Consider the following 16,932-nt stretch of genomic DNA (forward strand, 5'->3'; position numbering starts at 1 on the left):
AGAACATTTCATGATAATATTTCAGTTGACAGATATAATTGTAACTATCTTTTTGCTTTCTACGTTGATAACACTTGGATTAAAAAAGAACGTTACGGCTTTTATTTCATTATTGACAGTGCTGTATTGTTATTATGATTGGGTGTATTTGCAATTAAAGCATTACACTAACTATGAAATGTTTTTTCTATCAGGATATTCCAAAGAAATAGCAATATATTTGCTAATGACATTTTTCGTATTTTATACAGCAAGTAATAAAAAGAAGATTGCTACTGTTATGCCAGCTATATTGCTAATAATGCTGGCATCGATAATGGGGATTTTAAATCAAGACTTTTCTGCATTTCTGGTGGGTTTTAATTCCTATATTCCCATGTTGTTAATGTCGTTTGTTTTCAGGGTGTGTGATCGTGAAATTGACATCACAAAATATTTATATTGTGTAATGCTCACAGTTGTTATTCCTAATGTTGTTTACTCTATTTATCAATTTGTTTATTACAAACAATTAGAAGATTTTTGGTTCTACGATTCGTTTATGCATTCCGGATTCGAATTGAACGAGTGGGACTACTTCCGTGATAATGCGGTGCGAGTTTTTGGTTTCTTTAGTAATACCCTATCATTGACCTTTTTCTGTTTCTTTACACTTTTAGGTGTTTTGACCTATATAAAGAGAGGTAAATTGGTATTAACTTCTTTTGCATTAATACCAATGTTCCTGTCTGGAACACGAACCGTGTTTATCAGTTTATTCGTATATATTATGTTAATGCTTATATATAAAATTAAAATGCCGACAGGATTAAAAAAGCATCTATATGTATTTACATGGGCTTCTGCGTTTATAAGCACTTTATTAATTATTTTAACGCTCAGTTCGGAAGCCTCGTCTTTAGGAAGAGTTGTTCAATGGCAAAACGCGATCAATGAACTTATTTTACATCCATTAGGGCACGGTATAGGGTATGCTGGTGTAGGCCTCACAATTTGGCCAGATTCGAATGTCATTGCATTTATTTACATGGTCGGGTGCATCGCGATTGGGGGAATTATTTATACTGTGTATAAGATCTCCAGAAAACTATCGTTGAGTCAAAATTTATCTTTTTTGTTTATCCTATTAGCATTATTTGTTGCAATGTATCAAAATGTGAGCGCAGTTATTATGCTGCCAATCATCGCTCTTATTATTGATAAAAGAACACCTGTTTCGAATCTCAGATTAAATGATAATGAATCCTGATTTTGTTCAACAGTAATACGTAAAAGAAATTTTGATTAAATAAAGCACTGGACAGTTATGAAAAACGAAATAAACATAGTAGGTGAAAGAAAATATTATTTTGTTCATCTTTATAATGATTTTAGTGGAAGCCCTAGAGTATTACGTGAAATGGTTGAAATATTGCCAGGTAATCGTCACGTAATTACAAGTAATACCAACGGGATTTTATCTGGAATAAATGATGTCAAATATAGTCATTTTAACTATCTTCCAGCAAGTAATCTTGTGGTTAAGTTGTTAGCATATTTAATTGCCAACATGAAAATTTTTTTTATATTGCTAAGGCTTCTTCGTGAAAACAAAAGAGATAGTAATTATGTAATTGTTAATACTATGCTACCCTTCGGAGCTATGCTGGCTTCTAAAATAACAAAGTCCACACTGACATCTTATGTTCACGAAACTTCAATAAAGCCTTTTATATTAAAAAAGTTCCTAAGAAAAATCATTGAGTTGTGTGCTGATAATGTTGTTTTTGTCTCTAAGTTTCTGTATGAAAAAGAATTTTTTAAACAAATATCAAAGCAACAAGTAATTTACAATCCTTTGAGCCCTCATTTAATTTCAGAAAGCAAAGATATTGATTTCTTGGCGAAATTCAATGATAGGAACGTGATTTTCATTTCGTCTTTACTTGAATGCAAAGGAGTTAAAGATTTTATTCAAATAGCAGAGTTATCTTTTAGCGCGAATGATAATATAGTCTTTACCCTTGTATTGAATTGTACTGAAAAGCAGCTACATGATTTTTTAAAAGACACTCCTCTTCCGGAAAATATTGTTTTATTTAGGCGTCCAGCTGATTTGAGAAGATTGTATTTATCTTCGGCTATTGTTTTGAATTTAACAAATCCAAATCAGTGGTTAGAAACTTTTGGATTAACTTTGGCTGAAGGGATGGCGAATGGATCGATACCGATTGGACCTGAACTTGGCGGCCCTGTTGAATTAATAGACGAAACGTGCGGCTTTAATATTATTCATAGTGACCATGCATCAATCAGAAATAAAATTTTGTATGTCTTGTCAGATGTGGAAATATTTGAGTTCTATGCAAAAAATGCCAAAGCAAAGAGTGAGGTTTTTTCTCTGGAAGTATACAAAGATAGAATTTTAAATTTTATCGATAATTCCTTATGAAATTAATGAATATAAAATGAAGAAAATATCTATTGTTGGCATTGCTGGAATTCCAGCCTGCTATGGCGGGTTTGAAACACTCGTGGAGAATCTTACCCAATATTCATCGGGTCGTGTTAGCTATACTGTCTTTTGTTCTGGAAAAATCTATGCTGAAAGGCTTAAGGAACATAATGGAGCTAATCTAAAATATATCAATCTGCACGCGAATGGTATGCAGAGTATCCCTTACGATATTATTTCACTCTTTCAGTCAAGAAAGTCAGATGTAATATTAATATTGGGGGTTTCAGGATGTATTGCACTACCTTTAATTCGCATGATATCAAAAGCTAAAATAATAACGAATATAGATGGGCTTGAATGGAAGCGTAATAAGTGGAATGCGGCTATTAAATTTTTTTTGAAGTTTTCAGAAAGGATGGCTGTTAAGTTTTCTGATGTTGTTATTGCTGATAATTATCAGATTACCAAATATGTAAAAGAAAGTTACGATGTTAATGCAGAGACAATCGCTTATGGTGGCGATCATGTTTTAACAGGTGGTGAGATTGGCATCTCCAGTAATTATTATCTTTCACTTTGCCGTATTGAACCTGAAAATAACGTCGAGATGATTCTGGAGACTTTTTCAAGGACGCAAAAGAATTTGAAATTTGTCGGCAATTGGAACAGTAGTGATTTCGGGAAAAGAATGATTAAAAAATATTCTGAATTTACTAATATTGAAATGATTGCACCTGTTTATAATCTTGATGAGTTATTTGTTCTTCGTTCGAAGTGTAAGGGTTATGTGCACGGGCATTCTGCCGGCGGGACAAATCCTTCTTTAGTTGAAATTATGCACTTTGCAAAACCTGTTTTTGCGTTCGATTGTTCTTTTAATCGATACACTACTGATAATAGAGCGATTTATTTTGCTGATACAGTTGATTTAGTTGATAAATTAACTGATGAAGAATTGTTATCTGCTGAAATGCAGGAATGCGCATTGTCCATGCAAGAAATTGCGAGAACAAGATATACATGGAAGACTATTGCTGAAAGTTATGAAGCACTTTATTAAAAATGACGTATTACACATCCTACACATATAGGTTAACATCTAAGTCACTTTTCAAGCCGCACATAGGTTGCGGTGACCACACCTGACAGGAGTATGTAATGTCCAAGCAACAGATCGGCGTCGTCGGTATGGCAGTGATGGGGCGCAACCTGGCGCTCAATATCGAAAGCCGTGGTTATACCGTCTCCGTATTCAATCGCTCTCGTGATAAAACCGAAGAAGTGATTGCAGAGAACCCGGGCAAAAAACTGGTTCCTTTCTATACGGTTCAGGAGTTTGTTGAATCCCTGGAAACGCCTCGTCGGATCCTGTTAATGGTGAAAGCAGGCGCTGGCACAGATGCAGCTATCGACTCCCTGAAGCCGTATCTGGAAAAAGGCGACATCATCATTGATGGCGGTAATACCTTCTACCATGACACCATTCGTCGTAACCGTGAACTGTCTGCTGAAGGCTTCAACTTTATCGGTACCGGTGTTTCCGGTGGTGAAGAGGGTGCCCTGAAAGGCCCATCTATCATGCCTGGCGGTCAGAAAGATGCCTATGAGCTGGTAGCGCCTATTCTGACTAAGATTGCTGCGGTTGCTGAAGACGGTGAGCCGTGTGTGACCTACGTTGGTCCAGATGGTGCAGGTCACTATGTGAAGATGGTTCATAACGGTATTGAATACGGTGACATGCAGCTGATCGCTGAAGCCTACTCTCTGCTGAAAGGCGGTCTGAACCTCTCTAATGAAGAGCTGGCGCAAACCTTCACCGAGTGGAACAACGGCGAACTGAGTAGCTACCTGATCGACATTACCAAAGACATCTTCACCAAGAAAGATGAAGAGGGTAAATACCTGGTCGACGTCATTCTGGATGAAGCGGCGAACAAAGGTACCGGTAAATGGACCAGCCAGAGCTCTCTGGATCTCGGCGAGCCTCTGTCTCTGATTACAGAATCTGTATTCGCACGTTATATCTCTTCCCTGAAAGAGCAGCGTGTTGCCGCCTCTAAAGTACTGAGCGGCCCACAGGCCAAGCCAGCGGGCGATAAAGCAGAATTTATCGAGAAAGTCCGTCGCGCACTGTACCTGGGTAAACTCGTCTCTTATGCGCAGGGCTTCTCACAGTTGCGTGCTGCATCTGATGAGAACAACTGGGATCTGAATTACGGCGAAATCGCGAAGATCTTCCGTGCCGGCTGCATCATTCGTGCGCAGTTCCTGCAGAAAATCACCGATGCTTATGCAGAAAACGCGGGTATTGCTAACCTGCTGCTGGCTCCGTACTTCAAGCAAATTGCTGACGATTATCAGCAAGCGCTGCGCGACGTGGTTGCCTATGCGGTACAGAACGGTATTCCGGTTCCAACCTTCTCTGCTGCAGTGGCGTACTACGACAGCTACCGTGCTGCTGTACTGCCAGCTAACCTGATTCAGGCGCAGCGTGACTACTTTGGTGCGCACACCTACAAGCGCACTGATAAAGAAGGTGTGTTCCACACCGAATGGCTGGATTAATCTGATTTAACTCAGTCATATAGCGAAGCCCGGCGAAATCAGCCGGGTTTTTTTACGTCTACGATCCCCATGTTTTCTCGGTTAACCAATACACTGCAGTTTTCACTAGTTAAAAATTCCGATATTTCTCTATTCTCTAGTCATTTCAGCTGCTTGACATCAACTTAGCATACGCGCTAAAAACCTCACATCTGCTTATTACGGTGGCGCGGTCGTCGCTCCCTGACACTCACTCATATAGAAGTTGAATGAATGAAAATAACAATCTCCGGAACAGGTTATGTTGGTCTCTCAAATGGGATCCTGATTGCGCAACACCATGAAGTGGTGGCACTGGATATCGTGCAAGCTAAAGTGGATATGTTGAACCAGAAAATTTCTCCCATTGTTGATAAAGAGATCCAGGAATATCTGACCTACAAACCACTGAATTTTCGTGCAACCACGGATAAAGCAGATGCGTATCGCGATGCTGATTTTGTGATTATTGCGACGCCGACGGATTACGATCCAAAAACGAACTATTTTAATACCTCAAGCGTAGAAGCGGTGATCAAGGATGTGACGGAACTCAACCCTAACGCCGTGATGATCATCAAATCGACCATCCCTGTCGGCTTCACCCAATCGATTAAAGAAGAGCTGGGTATCGATAATGTCATTTTCTCACCGGAGTTCCTGCGTGAGGGGAGGGCATTGTACGATAACCTGCATCCATCGCGCATTGTCATCGGTGAGCGCTCAGCGCGTGCTCAACGCTTTGCTGCTCTGTTGCAGGAAGGTGCGATCAAGAAAGATATCGATGTGCTGTTCACCGATGCAACTGAAGCTGAGGCCATCAAGCTCTTTGCCAATACCTATCTGGCGATGCGCGTGGCCTATTTTAACGAGTTGGACAGCTATGCGGAGAGCCTGGGGTTGAACTCCCGGCAGATCATCGAAGGCGTTTGCCTGGATCCGCGTATCGGCAACCACTACAACAATCCATCCTTTGGTTATGGGGGTTACTGCCTGCCGAAAGATACCAAACAGCTGCTGGCTAACTATCAATCGGTACCAAACAACATCATCTCAGCAATCGTGGATGCTAACCGCACCCGTAAAGACTTTATCGCTGATTCGATCCTGGCGCGCCACCCTAAAGTGGTCGGGGTGTATCGTCTGATAATGAAGAGCGGGTCAGATAACTTCCGCGCGTCGTCCATTCAGGGGATTATGAAGCGAATCAAGGCCAAGGGAATCCAGGTCATTATTTACGAACCGGTGATGAAAGAAGATCACTTCTTCCACTCACGCGTGGTTCGCGACCTGGACACTTTTAAGAAAGAAGCGGATGTAATTATGTCCAATCGTATGGCGGAAGAGCTGTCTGATGTGGCGGATAAAGTCTATACCCGCGATCTGTTTGGCAGTGATTGAATCTTATTACCTGCATAAAAAATGCCCGGCAGCGCTGCCGGGCATTTTTTGCGCTTGTTAACCGTGGTACTGGTTGTCGACAATGTGGCGGCCTTGGCCGGGAGAGTAATATCTAAACATTATCTTTTCTTTATAGCTTATCGGATTCCTATAGAAAATCCGACAACAATCGATAAACTATGCCGTAACTTTTTCTTTGCGCTTTTTGCCTTCTAAGGATTATATGACGCACAACAACAATAACGCGGTCATGCGAAGCAATGACCCTGAGCAGATTGATTTGATTGATCTATTGGTACAGCTTTGGCGCGGAAAATGGTTGATTGCCACCTTTATCGCCCTCGCCATTGTGCTTGCCGTAGCCTACCTCGCATTTGCCAAAGAAAAATGGACTTCCACAGCCATTATCACCGAGCCTGATGCGGCGCAGATCGGTAGCTACAGTAACGCGCTGAATATCTTGTATGGTACTGCAGCACCAAAGTTGAGTGATATACAGGAGAGTGTCATCACGCGTTATAACGCGTCTTTCTCCGCATTGTCGCAAACGCTGGCAAACCTGGAGGTACCGGAGAAGCTAACGATTGAATCTGTTGTAAAAGACAAGTCTTTACCTTTAAAAGTGAGCTATGTAAATGGTTCGGCCGAAGCGGCACAGAAACAGGTCGCACAGTACATTCAGCAGGTTGATGAGCAGATTCAGAAAGAGCTCGAAGTTGACCTGAACGATAACATCAAGCAGCAGGTGGCTACCCTGAACGATACGCTGACAAACCAGCAGGCGATCGCCCAGGAGCAGAAAGATCTGCGTATTAAGCAGGTCGCCGAAGCGCTGAAGTATGCCGAAGCCGCAAATATAACCAGCCCGAAAATTCAGCAGACCCAGGATGTTACCCAGGAGACGATGTTCCTGTTAGGTACCGAAGCATTACAATCGATGATCGAACGTGAGGCTTCGCGTCCGCTGACGCTGTCAGACAGCTACTACCAGAATAAACAGAAATTACTGGATATTCAGAAGCTGAAAATCGACCCGACGTCCATCCATGCTTATCGCTATGTGATGAAGCCGGACCTGCCGATTCGTCGTGATAGCCCAAAACGTTCCCTGGTGCTTATCCTGGCGGTTCTGCTGGGTGGCATTATTGGCTCTGGCGTGGTGCTAGGCCGTAACGCAGTGCGTAACTACCAAAGCAAAGCCTGATACCGTCCTGAAAGCTGAAAAAAAACCGGGTTTCCCCGGTTTTTTTATTTGTGTCGCTGGCGTAGATTTTCAATCACTGCCGTTAAGTCCAGCTCCTGATCCTGCAGCAGTACCATCAGGTGGTACATCAGATCCGAGGCTTCATTGGTTAGCTCGTGCCGGTCGTTGACGGTCGCCGCCAGTGCGGTCTCCACGCCTTCTTCCCCCACTTTCTGTGCGATACGCTTGGTGCCGCTGGCGTACAGTTTCGCCGTGTAGGAGCTTTCCGGGTCGGCGTGCTTACGTTCAGCCAGCAGTTGCTCCAGTTGATACAGGAACAGCCACTGGTGGCTGGCGTCGCCAAAGCAGCTGCTGGTGCCCAGATGACAGGTTGGACCGACAGGGTTAACCAGTACCAGCAGGGTATCGTTATCACAGTCCGGGGTGATGCTCACGACATTCAGAAAGTGACCGGAGGTCTCGCCCTTAGTCCACAGGCGCTGTTTGGTGCGGGAGAAAAAGGTGACTTTGCCACTGTCGAGGGTCTTCGCCAGCGCGTCCTGATTCATATATCCCAGCATCAACATTTCGCCAGAAACCGCGTGCTGCACTACCACCGGCATCAATCCGTCGGTCTTTTCCCAGTCCAGATGCGCACGTTGTTGCTCTGTTAACATACCCTGATCTCCACGCCCTGATTTTTCAGGAACGTTTTTAACTCACCAATATTAATAATCTGCCTGTGGAACACTGATGCCGCCAGCGCACCGTCGACGTCGCTGTCGCGGAAGGCTTCGAGGAAGTGTTCCATCGTACCGGCGCCGCCAGAGGCGATCAGCGGCACATGGCATACATCGCGTACTTTTTTCAGCTGTTCCAGGTCATAGCCGTTACGCACGCCGTCCTGGTTCATCATGTTCAGCACGATCTCGCCTGCGCCGCGTTTCTGCACTTCCTGTACCCAGTCCAGGGTTTCCCACTGGGTCACGCGGGTGCGGCTTTCATCGCCGGTATATTGGTTGACGTGATATTTGCCGGTGGCCTCGTCAAACCAGGTATCAATTCCGACCACAATGCACTGCACGCCAAAACGATCCGCCAGGCGGGTGATCAGTGACGGATCGGCCAGCGCCGGGGAGTTGATTGAGATTTTATCCGCGCCGAACGAGAGGATTTTTGCTGCATCGTCCGCGGACTTGATGCCGCCTGCCACGCAGAAGGGAATATCAATCACTTCTGCGACGCGCGCGACCCAGCTTTTATCCACCACGCGTCCGTCGCTGGAGGCGGTGATATCGTAAAAGACCAGCTCATCAGCGCCTTCTTCGGCGTAGCGTTTTGCCAGCGGGACGATATCGCCAATAATCTCGTGATTGCGGAACTGCACGCCTTTCACGACCTGGCCATCACGCACGTCGAGACAAGGAATTATCCGTTTTGCCAGCATTGAATCGCCTCCGTTACCGTAAATTTGTCTTCCAGCAGGGCGCGTCCCACGATGACGCCGCGCACGCCCGTACCCCGCAGGGCGGCGATATCATTCAGATCGCCAATGCCGCCGGATGACTGGAACGCCACCTGCGGATAGCGGGCGCAGACTTCTTCGTACAGCGATACGTTGGATCCCGCCAGGGTGCCATCGCGGGAGATATCGGTGCACAGCACGTGCTTAAGGCCGACCGGCAGATAGGTCTCCACCAGGGCTTCCAGCGTCACGCCGGAATTTTCCTGCCAGCCGCTGACCGCCACCTGTTTCTTCCCCTGGTCATCGATGCGCACGTCCAGCGCCAGCACCAGTGCGTCGGCACCGAAGCGACGGAACCAGCCTTTCACCGTCTCGGGTTCTTTCACCGCCGTGGAACCCACTACCACGCGCGCCACGCCTGCGTCCAGCAGGGCCGCCACGTCGTCTTCAGTGCGCACGCCGCCGCCAACCTGCACCGGAACATTCACACCCGCGACCAGCGTTTTCAGCAGTGGGATCTGGCGTTTGGCCGGATCTTTCGCGCCGGTCAGGTCTACCAGGTGCAGCACCTCAGCGCCCTGGGCGGCATAATCCTGCAGCCGGGGCAGTGGATCGTTGCCGTAATCGCGCTGCTGGCCGTAATCGCCCTGGTGCAGACGGACAACCGTGCCGTCAATTAAATCTAAAGCAGGAATAATCATCACATCTCCAGGAAATTTTTCAGCAACTGCGCGCCCGCGGCCCCGGAACGTTCAGGGTGAAACTGCACACCGTAGAAATTGTCTTTCTGCACGGCGGCGGTGAAGGGTTCACCATAATTGCACTGAGCAATGGTGTTTGCGTTTACCGGCATCGCGTAGCTGTGGACAAAATAGAAATACGCCCCGTCTTCAATCCCCTGAAACAAACGGTTGCCCGCTTTCGGGTAGACACGGTTCCAGCCCATGTGCGGCAGCGGCAGGCCGTGGTCGGTCATTTTCGGCACGTCCTCGTCAATAATGCCCAGCAGGTCCACGCCGTTGGACTCTTCACTGCGGCGGCCCAGCAGCTGCATCCCCAGACAAATACCCAGTACCGGCTGGGTACAGGCTTTAATCAGCTCAACCAGCTCGCGCTGGTGGATCTGATCCATCGCGGCTTGCGCGGTGCCGACGCCCGGTAAAAAAAGCTTACTGGCGTGAAGCACCACATCCGGGTCGCGACTCACCAGCGGCTCATAGCCGTGGCGGGCAATCGCTGACTTTACCGAATTGAGGTTAGCGCAGCCGGTATCGAGGATCACCACGTTCATTACAGCACTCCTTTCGACGACGGCAGCGTATCGCCTTCCACGCGGATGGCCTGGCGCAGGGTGCGGCCAAAGGCCTTAAACAGGCTCTCCACGCGATGGTGATCGTTCTTGCCTTTGGTTTTCAGGTGCAGCGTCAGGCCCATGGTGTAGGAGAGGGAGCGGAAGAAGTGCTCAACCATCTCGGTGCTCAGGTCGCCCACACGCTGGTAAGCAAAGTCTGCTTTATATTCCAGATGCGGACGGCCGGAGATATCCAGCGCGCAGCGCGCCAGGCACTCGTCCATCGGCAGCACAAAGCCAAACCGGTTGATGCCTCGCTTATCACCCAGCGCCAGCTTCAGGGCTTCGCCCAGCGCAAGGCCGGTATCTTCCACGGTGTGGTGATCGTCGATGTACAGATCGCCTTTCACGCCGATCTCCATGCGAAAACCGCCGTGGGTCGCAATTTGATCCAACATATGATCGAAAAAGCCGACGCCGGTGTGGATCTTGCTGCCGCCTTCGCGATCCAGCCACACCTTCACGTCAATCTGTGTCTCTTTGGTATTGCGCTCAACGTGCGAGTAACGATCCCGTTGGGTCAACTGTTCGCCAATCATCGCCCAGTTTAGGGTGTCGCTGTGATAGCGCAGGCCAACGATGCCCATGTTAGTGGCCAGCTCAAGGTCAGTGGCGCGATCGCCTATCACGTAGCTGTTGGCTTTATCGAGCGCTTCCTCGGCCAGATACTGTTCAACCAGCTTCACTTTCGGCTTGCGGCAGTCGCAGTTGTCAGCCGGTAAGTGCGGGCAGATCAGCACTTCATCAAACGCCACGCCCTGTGAGGTCAGGATCTGCATCATCAGATTGTGCGGGCCGTCAAAATCGACCTGCGGGAAGCTGTCCGTGCCCAGACCGTCCTGATTGGTGATCATCACCAGCTTATAACCGGCCTTCTGCAGCTTAAGCAGCACCGGAATGACGTCGGCCTCAAACGCCAGTTTGTCGAAGCGATCGACCTGATAATCACTCGGGGGTTCTGAAATGATGGTGCCGTCACGATCGATAAAGAGGTACTTCTGGCTCATACTTTCTCCGCATTCAGGGCGTCGATAACGCGCTGGCTCTCTTCACGGGTACCTACGGTAATGCGTAAGCAGCCACTTAAAGTGGGTTGTTTGTTCTGATCTCGTAAGATAATGCCCTGATCCCACAAAGATTTAAAGACTGCACTTGAGGCGGTGAAACGCGCCAGAATGTAGTTCGTTTCAGAGTCGAAAACCTGCTCAACGCAGGCGATGTTGCGCAACTGACTGACAAGAAACTCACGCTCCTCAAGGATCTGCGCCACGCGCTCGCGCATGGCGGTGATACCCTGCGGGCTTAGCGCCTGGGCGGCGATATCCGCGACCGGCGTCGAGAGCGGGTAGGGGGCAATCACCTTCATTAGCAGGTCGACAACCTCTATATTCGCCAGCGTAAAGCCGCAGCGCAGCCCGGCGAGGGCGAAGGCTTTCGACAGGGTACGCAGCACCACCAGGTGCGGGTACTCGGTTAACCAGCCCGCGAGCGTCGCCTGTGGGCAAAATTCGATATAGGCTTCATCGGCAACCACCAGCGCTTTGCCGCGGGTCATCTCCAGCAGGGTGCGGATATCCTGCGGGTTGATCAGCTGGCCGGTTGGGTTGTTCGGGCTACAGACAAACACCACTTTTACGCCGTCGAGATTATCAGCAATGCTCTGCAGATCGAGCTGCCAGTCATCGCGCACCGGCACGGTACGCAGTTCCACACCGAAGGTTTCGGCGCTGACGGTATACATCCCATAGGTCGGCGGGCAGTACAGCACCGCATCCTGGCCTGGTTCGCAGAAGGCGCGGATCAGCAGTTCGATACCCTCATCCGCGCCACGGCTCACCAGCACCTGCTCGGGTTTTACCCCGGCATAGGCTGCATAGTTCTCGATAACCGCTTTAGGCTGGCACTCCGGGTAACGGTTCAGCGTCTGCTGGGTCAGCCCGAAGGGAACAGCGGTCGGGAATTCATTGGCATTCAGCCACACGTCGCCATTCCCGCCCAGACGACGGGCAGACTGATACGGGGTCAAGGCGCGGACGTTTGCGCGGGCTAACTCTTCAATGCTCATGCTTGCTCCTTCAGGGCGGCAACGCGCAGCGTCACGGCATTTTTGTGGGCCGTCAGGCGTTCGGCGGCGGCCAGGGTTTCGATAGTGCTGGCAAGGGCGGCAAAGCCCTCGCGGGAGAGTTCCTGCACGGTCATCCGTTTCTGGAAGTCCGCCAGCCCCAGGCTTGAGCAGGTAGAGGTGTACCCATAGGTCGGCAGCACGTGGTTGGTGCCAGAGGCGTAATCGCCGGCAGACTCCGGAGACCAGTCGCCAAGAAACACCGAGCCGGCGCTGGTGATGCTGTCAACCAGCTCCCGGGCGTTACGGGTCTGAATGATCAGGTGCTCAGGGCCATACAGGTTGGAGATGGCGATGCACTGGTCAAGATCTGTTGCCACAATCAGGCGGCTGGCCGCGAGGGCCTGGCGGGCAGTGTCGGCACGCGGCAGATCGGCCAGCTGACGCTCAACGGCCTCACCAACCCGTTTTGCCATATCCGCATCCGGGGTCAGCAGGATCACCTGCGAATCAGGGCCGTGCTCGGCCTGCGACAGCAGATCGGAGGCGACGAAATCCGGCGTTGCACCGCTGTCGGCAATAACCAGCACTTCCGACGGGCCTGCTGGCATGTCGATAGCCGCACCGTCAAGACGCTGGCTGACCTGGCGCTTGGCTTCGGTGACGAAGGCATTGCCCGGGCCAAAGATCTTATCCACTTTGGCAATCGATTCGGTACCCAGCGCCAGCGCGGCGATAGCCTGCGCACCACCCACTTTGAAGATCTCCTGCACACCACACAGCTGCGCGGCATACAGAATTTCGTCGGCGATCGGCGGCGGGGAGCAGAGTACCACTTTGCGACAACCAGCGATGCGCGCCGGGGTCGCCAGCATTAATACCGTCGAGAACAGCGGGGCCGAGCCGCCGGGAATATACAGCCCGACGGAGTCGACAGGGCGGGTCACCTGCTGGCAACGCACGCCCGGCATGGTCTCTACATCGATAACAGGCAGCGCTTGCGCCTGGTGGAAGGTGTCGATGTTGTTGACCGCCACCGCCATCGCCTGCTTAATATCATCACCCAGCCGCTGACAGGCTTCGGCAATCTCCTGCTCGCTTACCTTCAGCACGCCCACTTCGGTTTTATCAAATTTTGCGCTGTACTCCCGCAGGGCATCGTCGCCGCGGGTTTTCACGTTTTCCAGGATCTCCGCCACGGTGCGGGTAATGCTGTCGGAGGCAGAGATCGCCGGGCGCATCAGCAGCGCGCGCTGCTGTTCTGTGTTACAGGTGTTCCAGTCGATAACGGTGTTAAAGGTCATGGTGATTACTCCATCATCTTCTCAATCGGTAACACCAGGATTGAGCTGGCGCCCAGCGCTTTCAGTTTTTCCATGGTTTCCCAGAACAGGGTCTCGCTGCTGACCATATGCATCGCCACGCGCTGCTGATCGCCCGCCAGCGGCAGAATGGTTGGACGTTCCGCGCCTGGCAGCAGAGCGATCACTTCATCAAGACGTTCGGTCGGAGCGTGCATCATGATGTATTTCGATTCGCGCGCCTGAATTACGCCCTGAATACGGGTCAGCAGGCGGTCAATAAGCTGTTGCTTGGCTTCTGGCATCTCGCCATCACGCTGGATAAGACACGCTTTAGAGCGGAACATTACTTCCACCTCACGCAGGCCGTTAGCCTCAAGGGTCGCACCGGTGGAAACCAGGTCACAGATAGCATCAGCCAGTCCGGCACGCGGCGCCACTTCAACGGAACCGTTCAGCAGGCAGGATTTGAACTGCACGCCTTTTTGGTCGAGGTAGCGCTTCAGTAGGTGCGGGTAGGAGGTGGCGATGCGCTTGCCGTTCAGGGAAGCTGGGCCGTCCCAGGCTTCGTCAGCCGGGGTTGCCAGCGACAGACGGCAGCCGCCAAAGTCCAGACGACGCAGGGTGAAATAGCGCGGGTCTTCGCCCTGCGCGCGGCGAGTCAGCAGCTCTTCTTCCAGTACGTTTTCGCCAATAATGCCCAGGTCTACCACGCCATCCATTACCAGGCCTGGGATGTCGTCATCACGTACGCGCAGAATATCAATCGGCATATTCTCGGCCAGCGCAATCAGGCGCTGGGTGTGCAGGTTGATTTTAATGCCGCAGCGCGCCAGCAGTTCGCGTGAATCATCGCTCAGTCGCCCGGATTTCTGCATAGCTATGCGCAAACGTGAATTATCTAACATTATGGTTTCCTCGTGATCCTGTTGTAACTTGCTTGAATACGGTCCAAAAAAAAGCCCCCGGAAGGTGTTCTTCCGGGGGCTCTCGCTTGCGTTCATGCACCACTGGAAGATCTAACTGTCTTCCAGCACACATCGCCTGAAAGACTAGTCAGGATGATGGTGATGATGGTGGTGTTTAAATTGAACGCGTGTCATTAAATTCTCGATGAATGCTTATTCATGTGATGTCGTTTAACCTAAACCACTTACGCTACAGAAAGCAAGGGCTTTTTTTTATCATTAAATGATTTCATATTGGCGCTATCAATTGTCAGTTCCGCAGGGCTGGCGTAGCCTTAAAGCAGAGGCGTAAAAGTCAGGAGAAAACGGATGAAAAAGGTCGCAATTGTCGGTTTAGGATGGCTCGGGATGCCGCTGGCGATGTCGCTGACGGCACAGGGCTGGCAGGTTACGGGCAGCAAAACCACCCCGGACGGCGTCGAGGCGGCACGGATGTGCGGCATCGAGAGCGTGGAATTGCGCCTGGAGCCCGAGCTGGTGTGCGATGCCGAGGATCTGGACACGCTGATGAACGTGGATGCGCTGGTGATTACCCTCCCGGCGCGGCGGACTGGCGCCGGAGAGAACTATTATCTGCAGGCGATGCAGGAAATTGTCGACTGCGCGCTGGCGCACCACATTCCGCGCATTATTTTCACCAGCTCCACATCAGTGTATGGCGATATTGAAGGCACGGTTAAAGAAAATATGCCACGCCAGCCGGTGACTGCTAGCGGGCGGGTGCTAAAGGAGCTGGAAGACTGGCTGCATAATTTACCCGGCACGCAGGTGGACATTTTACGCCTGGCGGGGCTGGTGGGTCCTGGACGTCATCCTGGACGTTTTTTTGCCGGAAAATCAGCGCCTGACGGACAACATGTCGTCAATCTCGTGCATCTTGAGGACGTGATCGGCGCAATTACCTTGATTTTACAGGCTCCGAAGGGCGGTCACATCTATAATATATGTGCGCCTTCTCATCCTGCACGCAGTACGTTCTATCCAGTGATGTCGCGCCAGCTTAATCTGGCCCCACCGCAATTTCATGATTCCCCGGGTGAGGGGACCGGTAAGTTGATTGACGGGAACCGCATCTGTCACGAACTGGGATTTGAGTATCTCTTTCCCGATCCGCTGGTTATGCCGATGGAGTAATGCCGCTGGCGGAGCATAGGCGCACCACAAGGGGGTGAGCATGAAACCGCTGCTGGATGTCCTGATTATCCTTGATGCGCTCGAAAAAGAGGGGAGCTTTGCTGCCGCGTCGGCAAAGCTCTTCAAGACGCCCTCCGCCCTCAGCTACACGGTTCACAAGCTCGAAAGCGATCTCAATATTCAGATCCTCGACCGGACCGGCCACCGGGCGCGGTTCACCCGCACCGGACAAATGCTGCTGGAAAAAGGCCGCGAAGTTCTGCATTCGGTCCGGGAGCTGGAAAAGCAGGCCGTTAAGCTTCATCAGGGCTGGGAAAATGAGCTGGTTATTGGCGTGGACGATACCTTTCCCTTTTCCCTGCTTGCGCCGCTGATCGAGGCATTTTATGAGCGCCACAGCGTGACCCGACTGAAGTTTATCAACGGGGTACTGGCGGGGTCATGGGAGGCGCTGGTGCAGGGGCGGGCGGACATCGTGGTCGGCGCGCTGCATGAACCGCCGCAGATAAGCGATTTTGGTTTTGCCTGCCTGGGGAAACTGGAGCAGGTCTTCGTCATTGCCCCTCATCATCCCTTAGCCCAGGAGCCGGAGCCGGTCAATCGTCGGGCGATCAAAAATCATCGCGCTATTGTGGTGGGAGACAGCGCCCTACCAGGCTGTGCGGTCTCTTCTCAATTGCTGGACGATCAGGAAGCGATTACCGTTTTTGATTTCAAAACCAAACTTGAACTGCAAATTAGTGGCTTAGGGTGCGGATTTTTACCGCGTTATTTAGCCCAGCGCTTTATCGAAAGCGGGGCGCTGATCGAGAAGAAAGTGATGGCACAATCCAGTTATGAATCAGTATGGATAGGCTGGAATGAGCAGACCGCCGGACTGGCAAGTGCATGGTGGCGGCAAGAGATTTTAGCAAATAGTGCTATTGCCGCCGTGTACGCGCAGCATGAGGCCGATAAAACAGGCGATTAGTGAAAAATTTATGCGTGAGGGGCGTGCCGGAGGCTTGCCTTTTTGCCCCAAATTAAGGAAAATGCCGCCGCTGCAAA

The 16,932-nt window shown here is 50.3% G+C and carries 17 protein-coding genes and 1 other annotated feature; of the genes, 8 read left to right on the plus strand and 9 right to left on the minus strand.

Annotated features, from left to right (window positions below; all coding sequences use genetic code 11):
* The first annotated feature begins 10 nt into the window (after positions 1-10).
* From M8014_RS09385 to wzzB, 6 genes are all read left to right on the plus strand, one after another.
* On the plus strand, positions 11-1,249 hold the full coding sequence (locus M8014_RS09385; protein ID WP_271282222.1) for a hypothetical protein: 1,239 nt from the start codon (positions 11-13) through the stop codon (positions 1,247-1,249).
* 57 nt (positions 1,250-1,306) lie between these two features.
* Positions 1,307-2,431, plus strand: coding sequence for a glycosyltransferase family 4 protein (locus M8014_RS09390; protein ID WP_271282223.1), 1,125 nt, complete (start codon positions 1,307-1,309; stop codon positions 2,429-2,431).
* 16 nt (positions 2,432-2,447) lie between these two features.
* Complete coding sequence (locus tag M8014_RS09395; protein WP_271282224.1) at positions 2,448-3,497, plus strand: DUF1972 domain-containing protein; 1,050 nt, start codon at positions 2,448-2,450, stop codon at positions 3,495-3,497.
* Between the two features lie 98 nt (positions 3,498-3,595).
* Positions 3,596-5,002, plus strand: coding sequence for an NADP-dependent phosphogluconate dehydrogenase (gene gndA / locus M8014_RS09400; protein ID WP_271282225.1), 1,407 nt, complete (start codon positions 3,596-3,598; stop codon positions 5,000-5,002).
* 252 nt (positions 5,003-5,254) lie between these two features.
* Positions 5,255-6,421, plus strand: a complete 1,167-nt coding sequence (gene ugd / locus M8014_RS09405) for a UDP-glucose 6-dehydrogenase (RefSeq protein ID WP_271282226.1) — start codon at positions 5,255-5,257, stop codon at positions 6,419-6,421.
* 223 nt (positions 6,422-6,644) lie between these two features.
* A complete protein-coding gene (gene wzzB, locus M8014_RS09410; RefSeq protein ID WP_271282227.1) occupies positions 6,645-7,625 on the plus strand; it encodes an LPS O-antigen chain length determinant protein WzzB in 981 nt (326 codons plus the stop codon).
* 44 nt (positions 7,626-7,669) lie between these two features.
* On the opposite strand, the gene hisIE is transcribed toward wzzB, so the two are convergent.
* The 9 genes from hisIE to hisL all read right to left on the minus strand — a co-directional run bounded on the left by hisIE (position 7,670) and on the right by hisL (position 14,886).
* Complete coding sequence (hisIE, locus tag M8014_RS09415) at positions 7,670-8,281, minus strand: bifunctional phosphoribosyl-AMP cyclohydrolase/phosphoribosyl-ATP diphosphatase HisIE (protein ID WP_271282228.1); 612 nt, start codon at positions 8,279-8,281, stop codon at positions 7,670-7,672.
* Positions 8,275-9,051 (minus strand): imidazole glycerol phosphate synthase subunit HisF, encoded by a 777-nt coding sequence (gene hisF, locus M8014_RS09420; protein WP_271282229.1) that lies wholly within the window; start codon positions 9,049-9,051, stop codon positions 8,275-8,277. Before hisF ends, hisIE begins: the two co-directional genes overlap by 7 nt.
* Entirely contained in the window at positions 9,033-9,770 is a 738-nt protein-coding gene (gene hisA / locus M8014_RS09425; protein ID WP_271282230.1) for a 1-(5-phosphoribosyl)-5-[(5-phosphoribosylamino)methylideneamino]imidazole-4-carboxamide isomerase, read from the minus strand. The genes hisF and hisA overlap by 19 nt, the downstream gene beginning before the upstream one ends.
* The gene (gene hisH, locus M8014_RS09430) at positions 9,770-10,360 is read right to left on the minus strand and encodes an imidazole glycerol phosphate synthase subunit HisH (protein WP_271282231.1); all 591 of its coding nucleotides are present in this window, start codon (positions 10,358-10,360) and stop codon (positions 9,770-9,772) included. The genes hisA and hisH overlap by 1 nt, the downstream gene beginning before the upstream one ends.
* On the minus strand, positions 10,360-11,427 hold the full coding sequence (gene hisB, locus M8014_RS09435; RefSeq protein WP_271282232.1) for a bifunctional histidinol-phosphatase/imidazoleglycerol-phosphate dehydratase HisB: 1,068 nt from the start codon (positions 11,425-11,427) through the stop codon (positions 10,360-10,362). The genes hisH and hisB overlap by 1 nt, the downstream gene beginning before the upstream one ends.
* Positions 11,424-12,485 carry a histidinol-phosphate transaminase gene (gene hisC, locus M8014_RS09440; RefSeq protein WP_271282233.1) on the minus strand — a complete coding sequence of 354 codons (1,062 nt, stop codon included), beginning with the start codon at positions 12,483-12,485 and terminating at the stop codon, positions 11,424-11,426. Before hisC ends, hisB begins: the two co-directional genes overlap by 4 nt.
* Complete coding sequence (gene hisD / locus M8014_RS09445) at positions 12,482-13,786, minus strand: histidinol dehydrogenase (protein ID WP_271282234.1); 1,305 nt, start codon at positions 13,784-13,786, stop codon at positions 12,482-12,484. The genes hisC and hisD overlap by 4 nt, the downstream gene beginning before the upstream one ends.
* Positions 13,787-13,791: 5 nt before the next feature.
* Positions 13,792-14,691 (minus strand): ATP phosphoribosyltransferase, encoded by a 900-nt coding sequence (hisG, locus tag M8014_RS09450; protein ID WP_271282235.1) that lies wholly within the window; start codon positions 14,689-14,691, stop codon positions 13,792-13,794.
* Positions 14,692-14,736: 45 nt separating this feature from the next.
* Positions 14,737-14,860 (minus strand) — a sequence feature (His leader region).
* Positions 14,836-14,886 (minus strand): his operon leader peptide, encoded by a 51-nt coding sequence (hisL, locus tag M8014_RS09455; protein ID WP_001364200.1) that lies wholly within the window; start codon positions 14,884-14,886, stop codon positions 14,836-14,838. It overlaps the preceding feature by 25 nt.
* A gap of 174 nt (positions 14,887-15,060) precedes the next feature.
* Between hisL and M8014_RS09460 the strand changes: the two genes are divergently transcribed.
* Both M8014_RS09460 and M8014_RS09465 read left to right on the plus strand, forming a co-directional pair.
* Positions 15,061-15,885: an SDR family oxidoreductase gene (locus M8014_RS09460; protein ID WP_271282236.1), complete on the plus strand. Its 825-nt coding sequence runs from the start codon at positions 15,061-15,063 to the stop codon at positions 15,883-15,885.
* Positions 15,886-15,925: 40 nt separating this feature from the next.
* Positions 15,926-16,855 carry a LysR family transcriptional regulator gene (locus tag M8014_RS09465; RefSeq protein ID WP_271282237.1) on the plus strand — a complete coding sequence of 310 codons (930 nt, stop codon included), beginning with the start codon at positions 15,926-15,928 and terminating at the stop codon, positions 16,853-16,855.
* Positions 16,856-16,932: the final 77 nt, after the last annotated feature.

Origin of the sequence: Silvania hatchlandensis, assembly GCF_025564065.1 — a bacterium.
Taxonomy (GTDB): Bacteria; Pseudomonadota; Gammaproteobacteria; order Enterobacterales; family Enterobacteriaceae; genus Enterobacter; species Enterobacter hatchlandensis.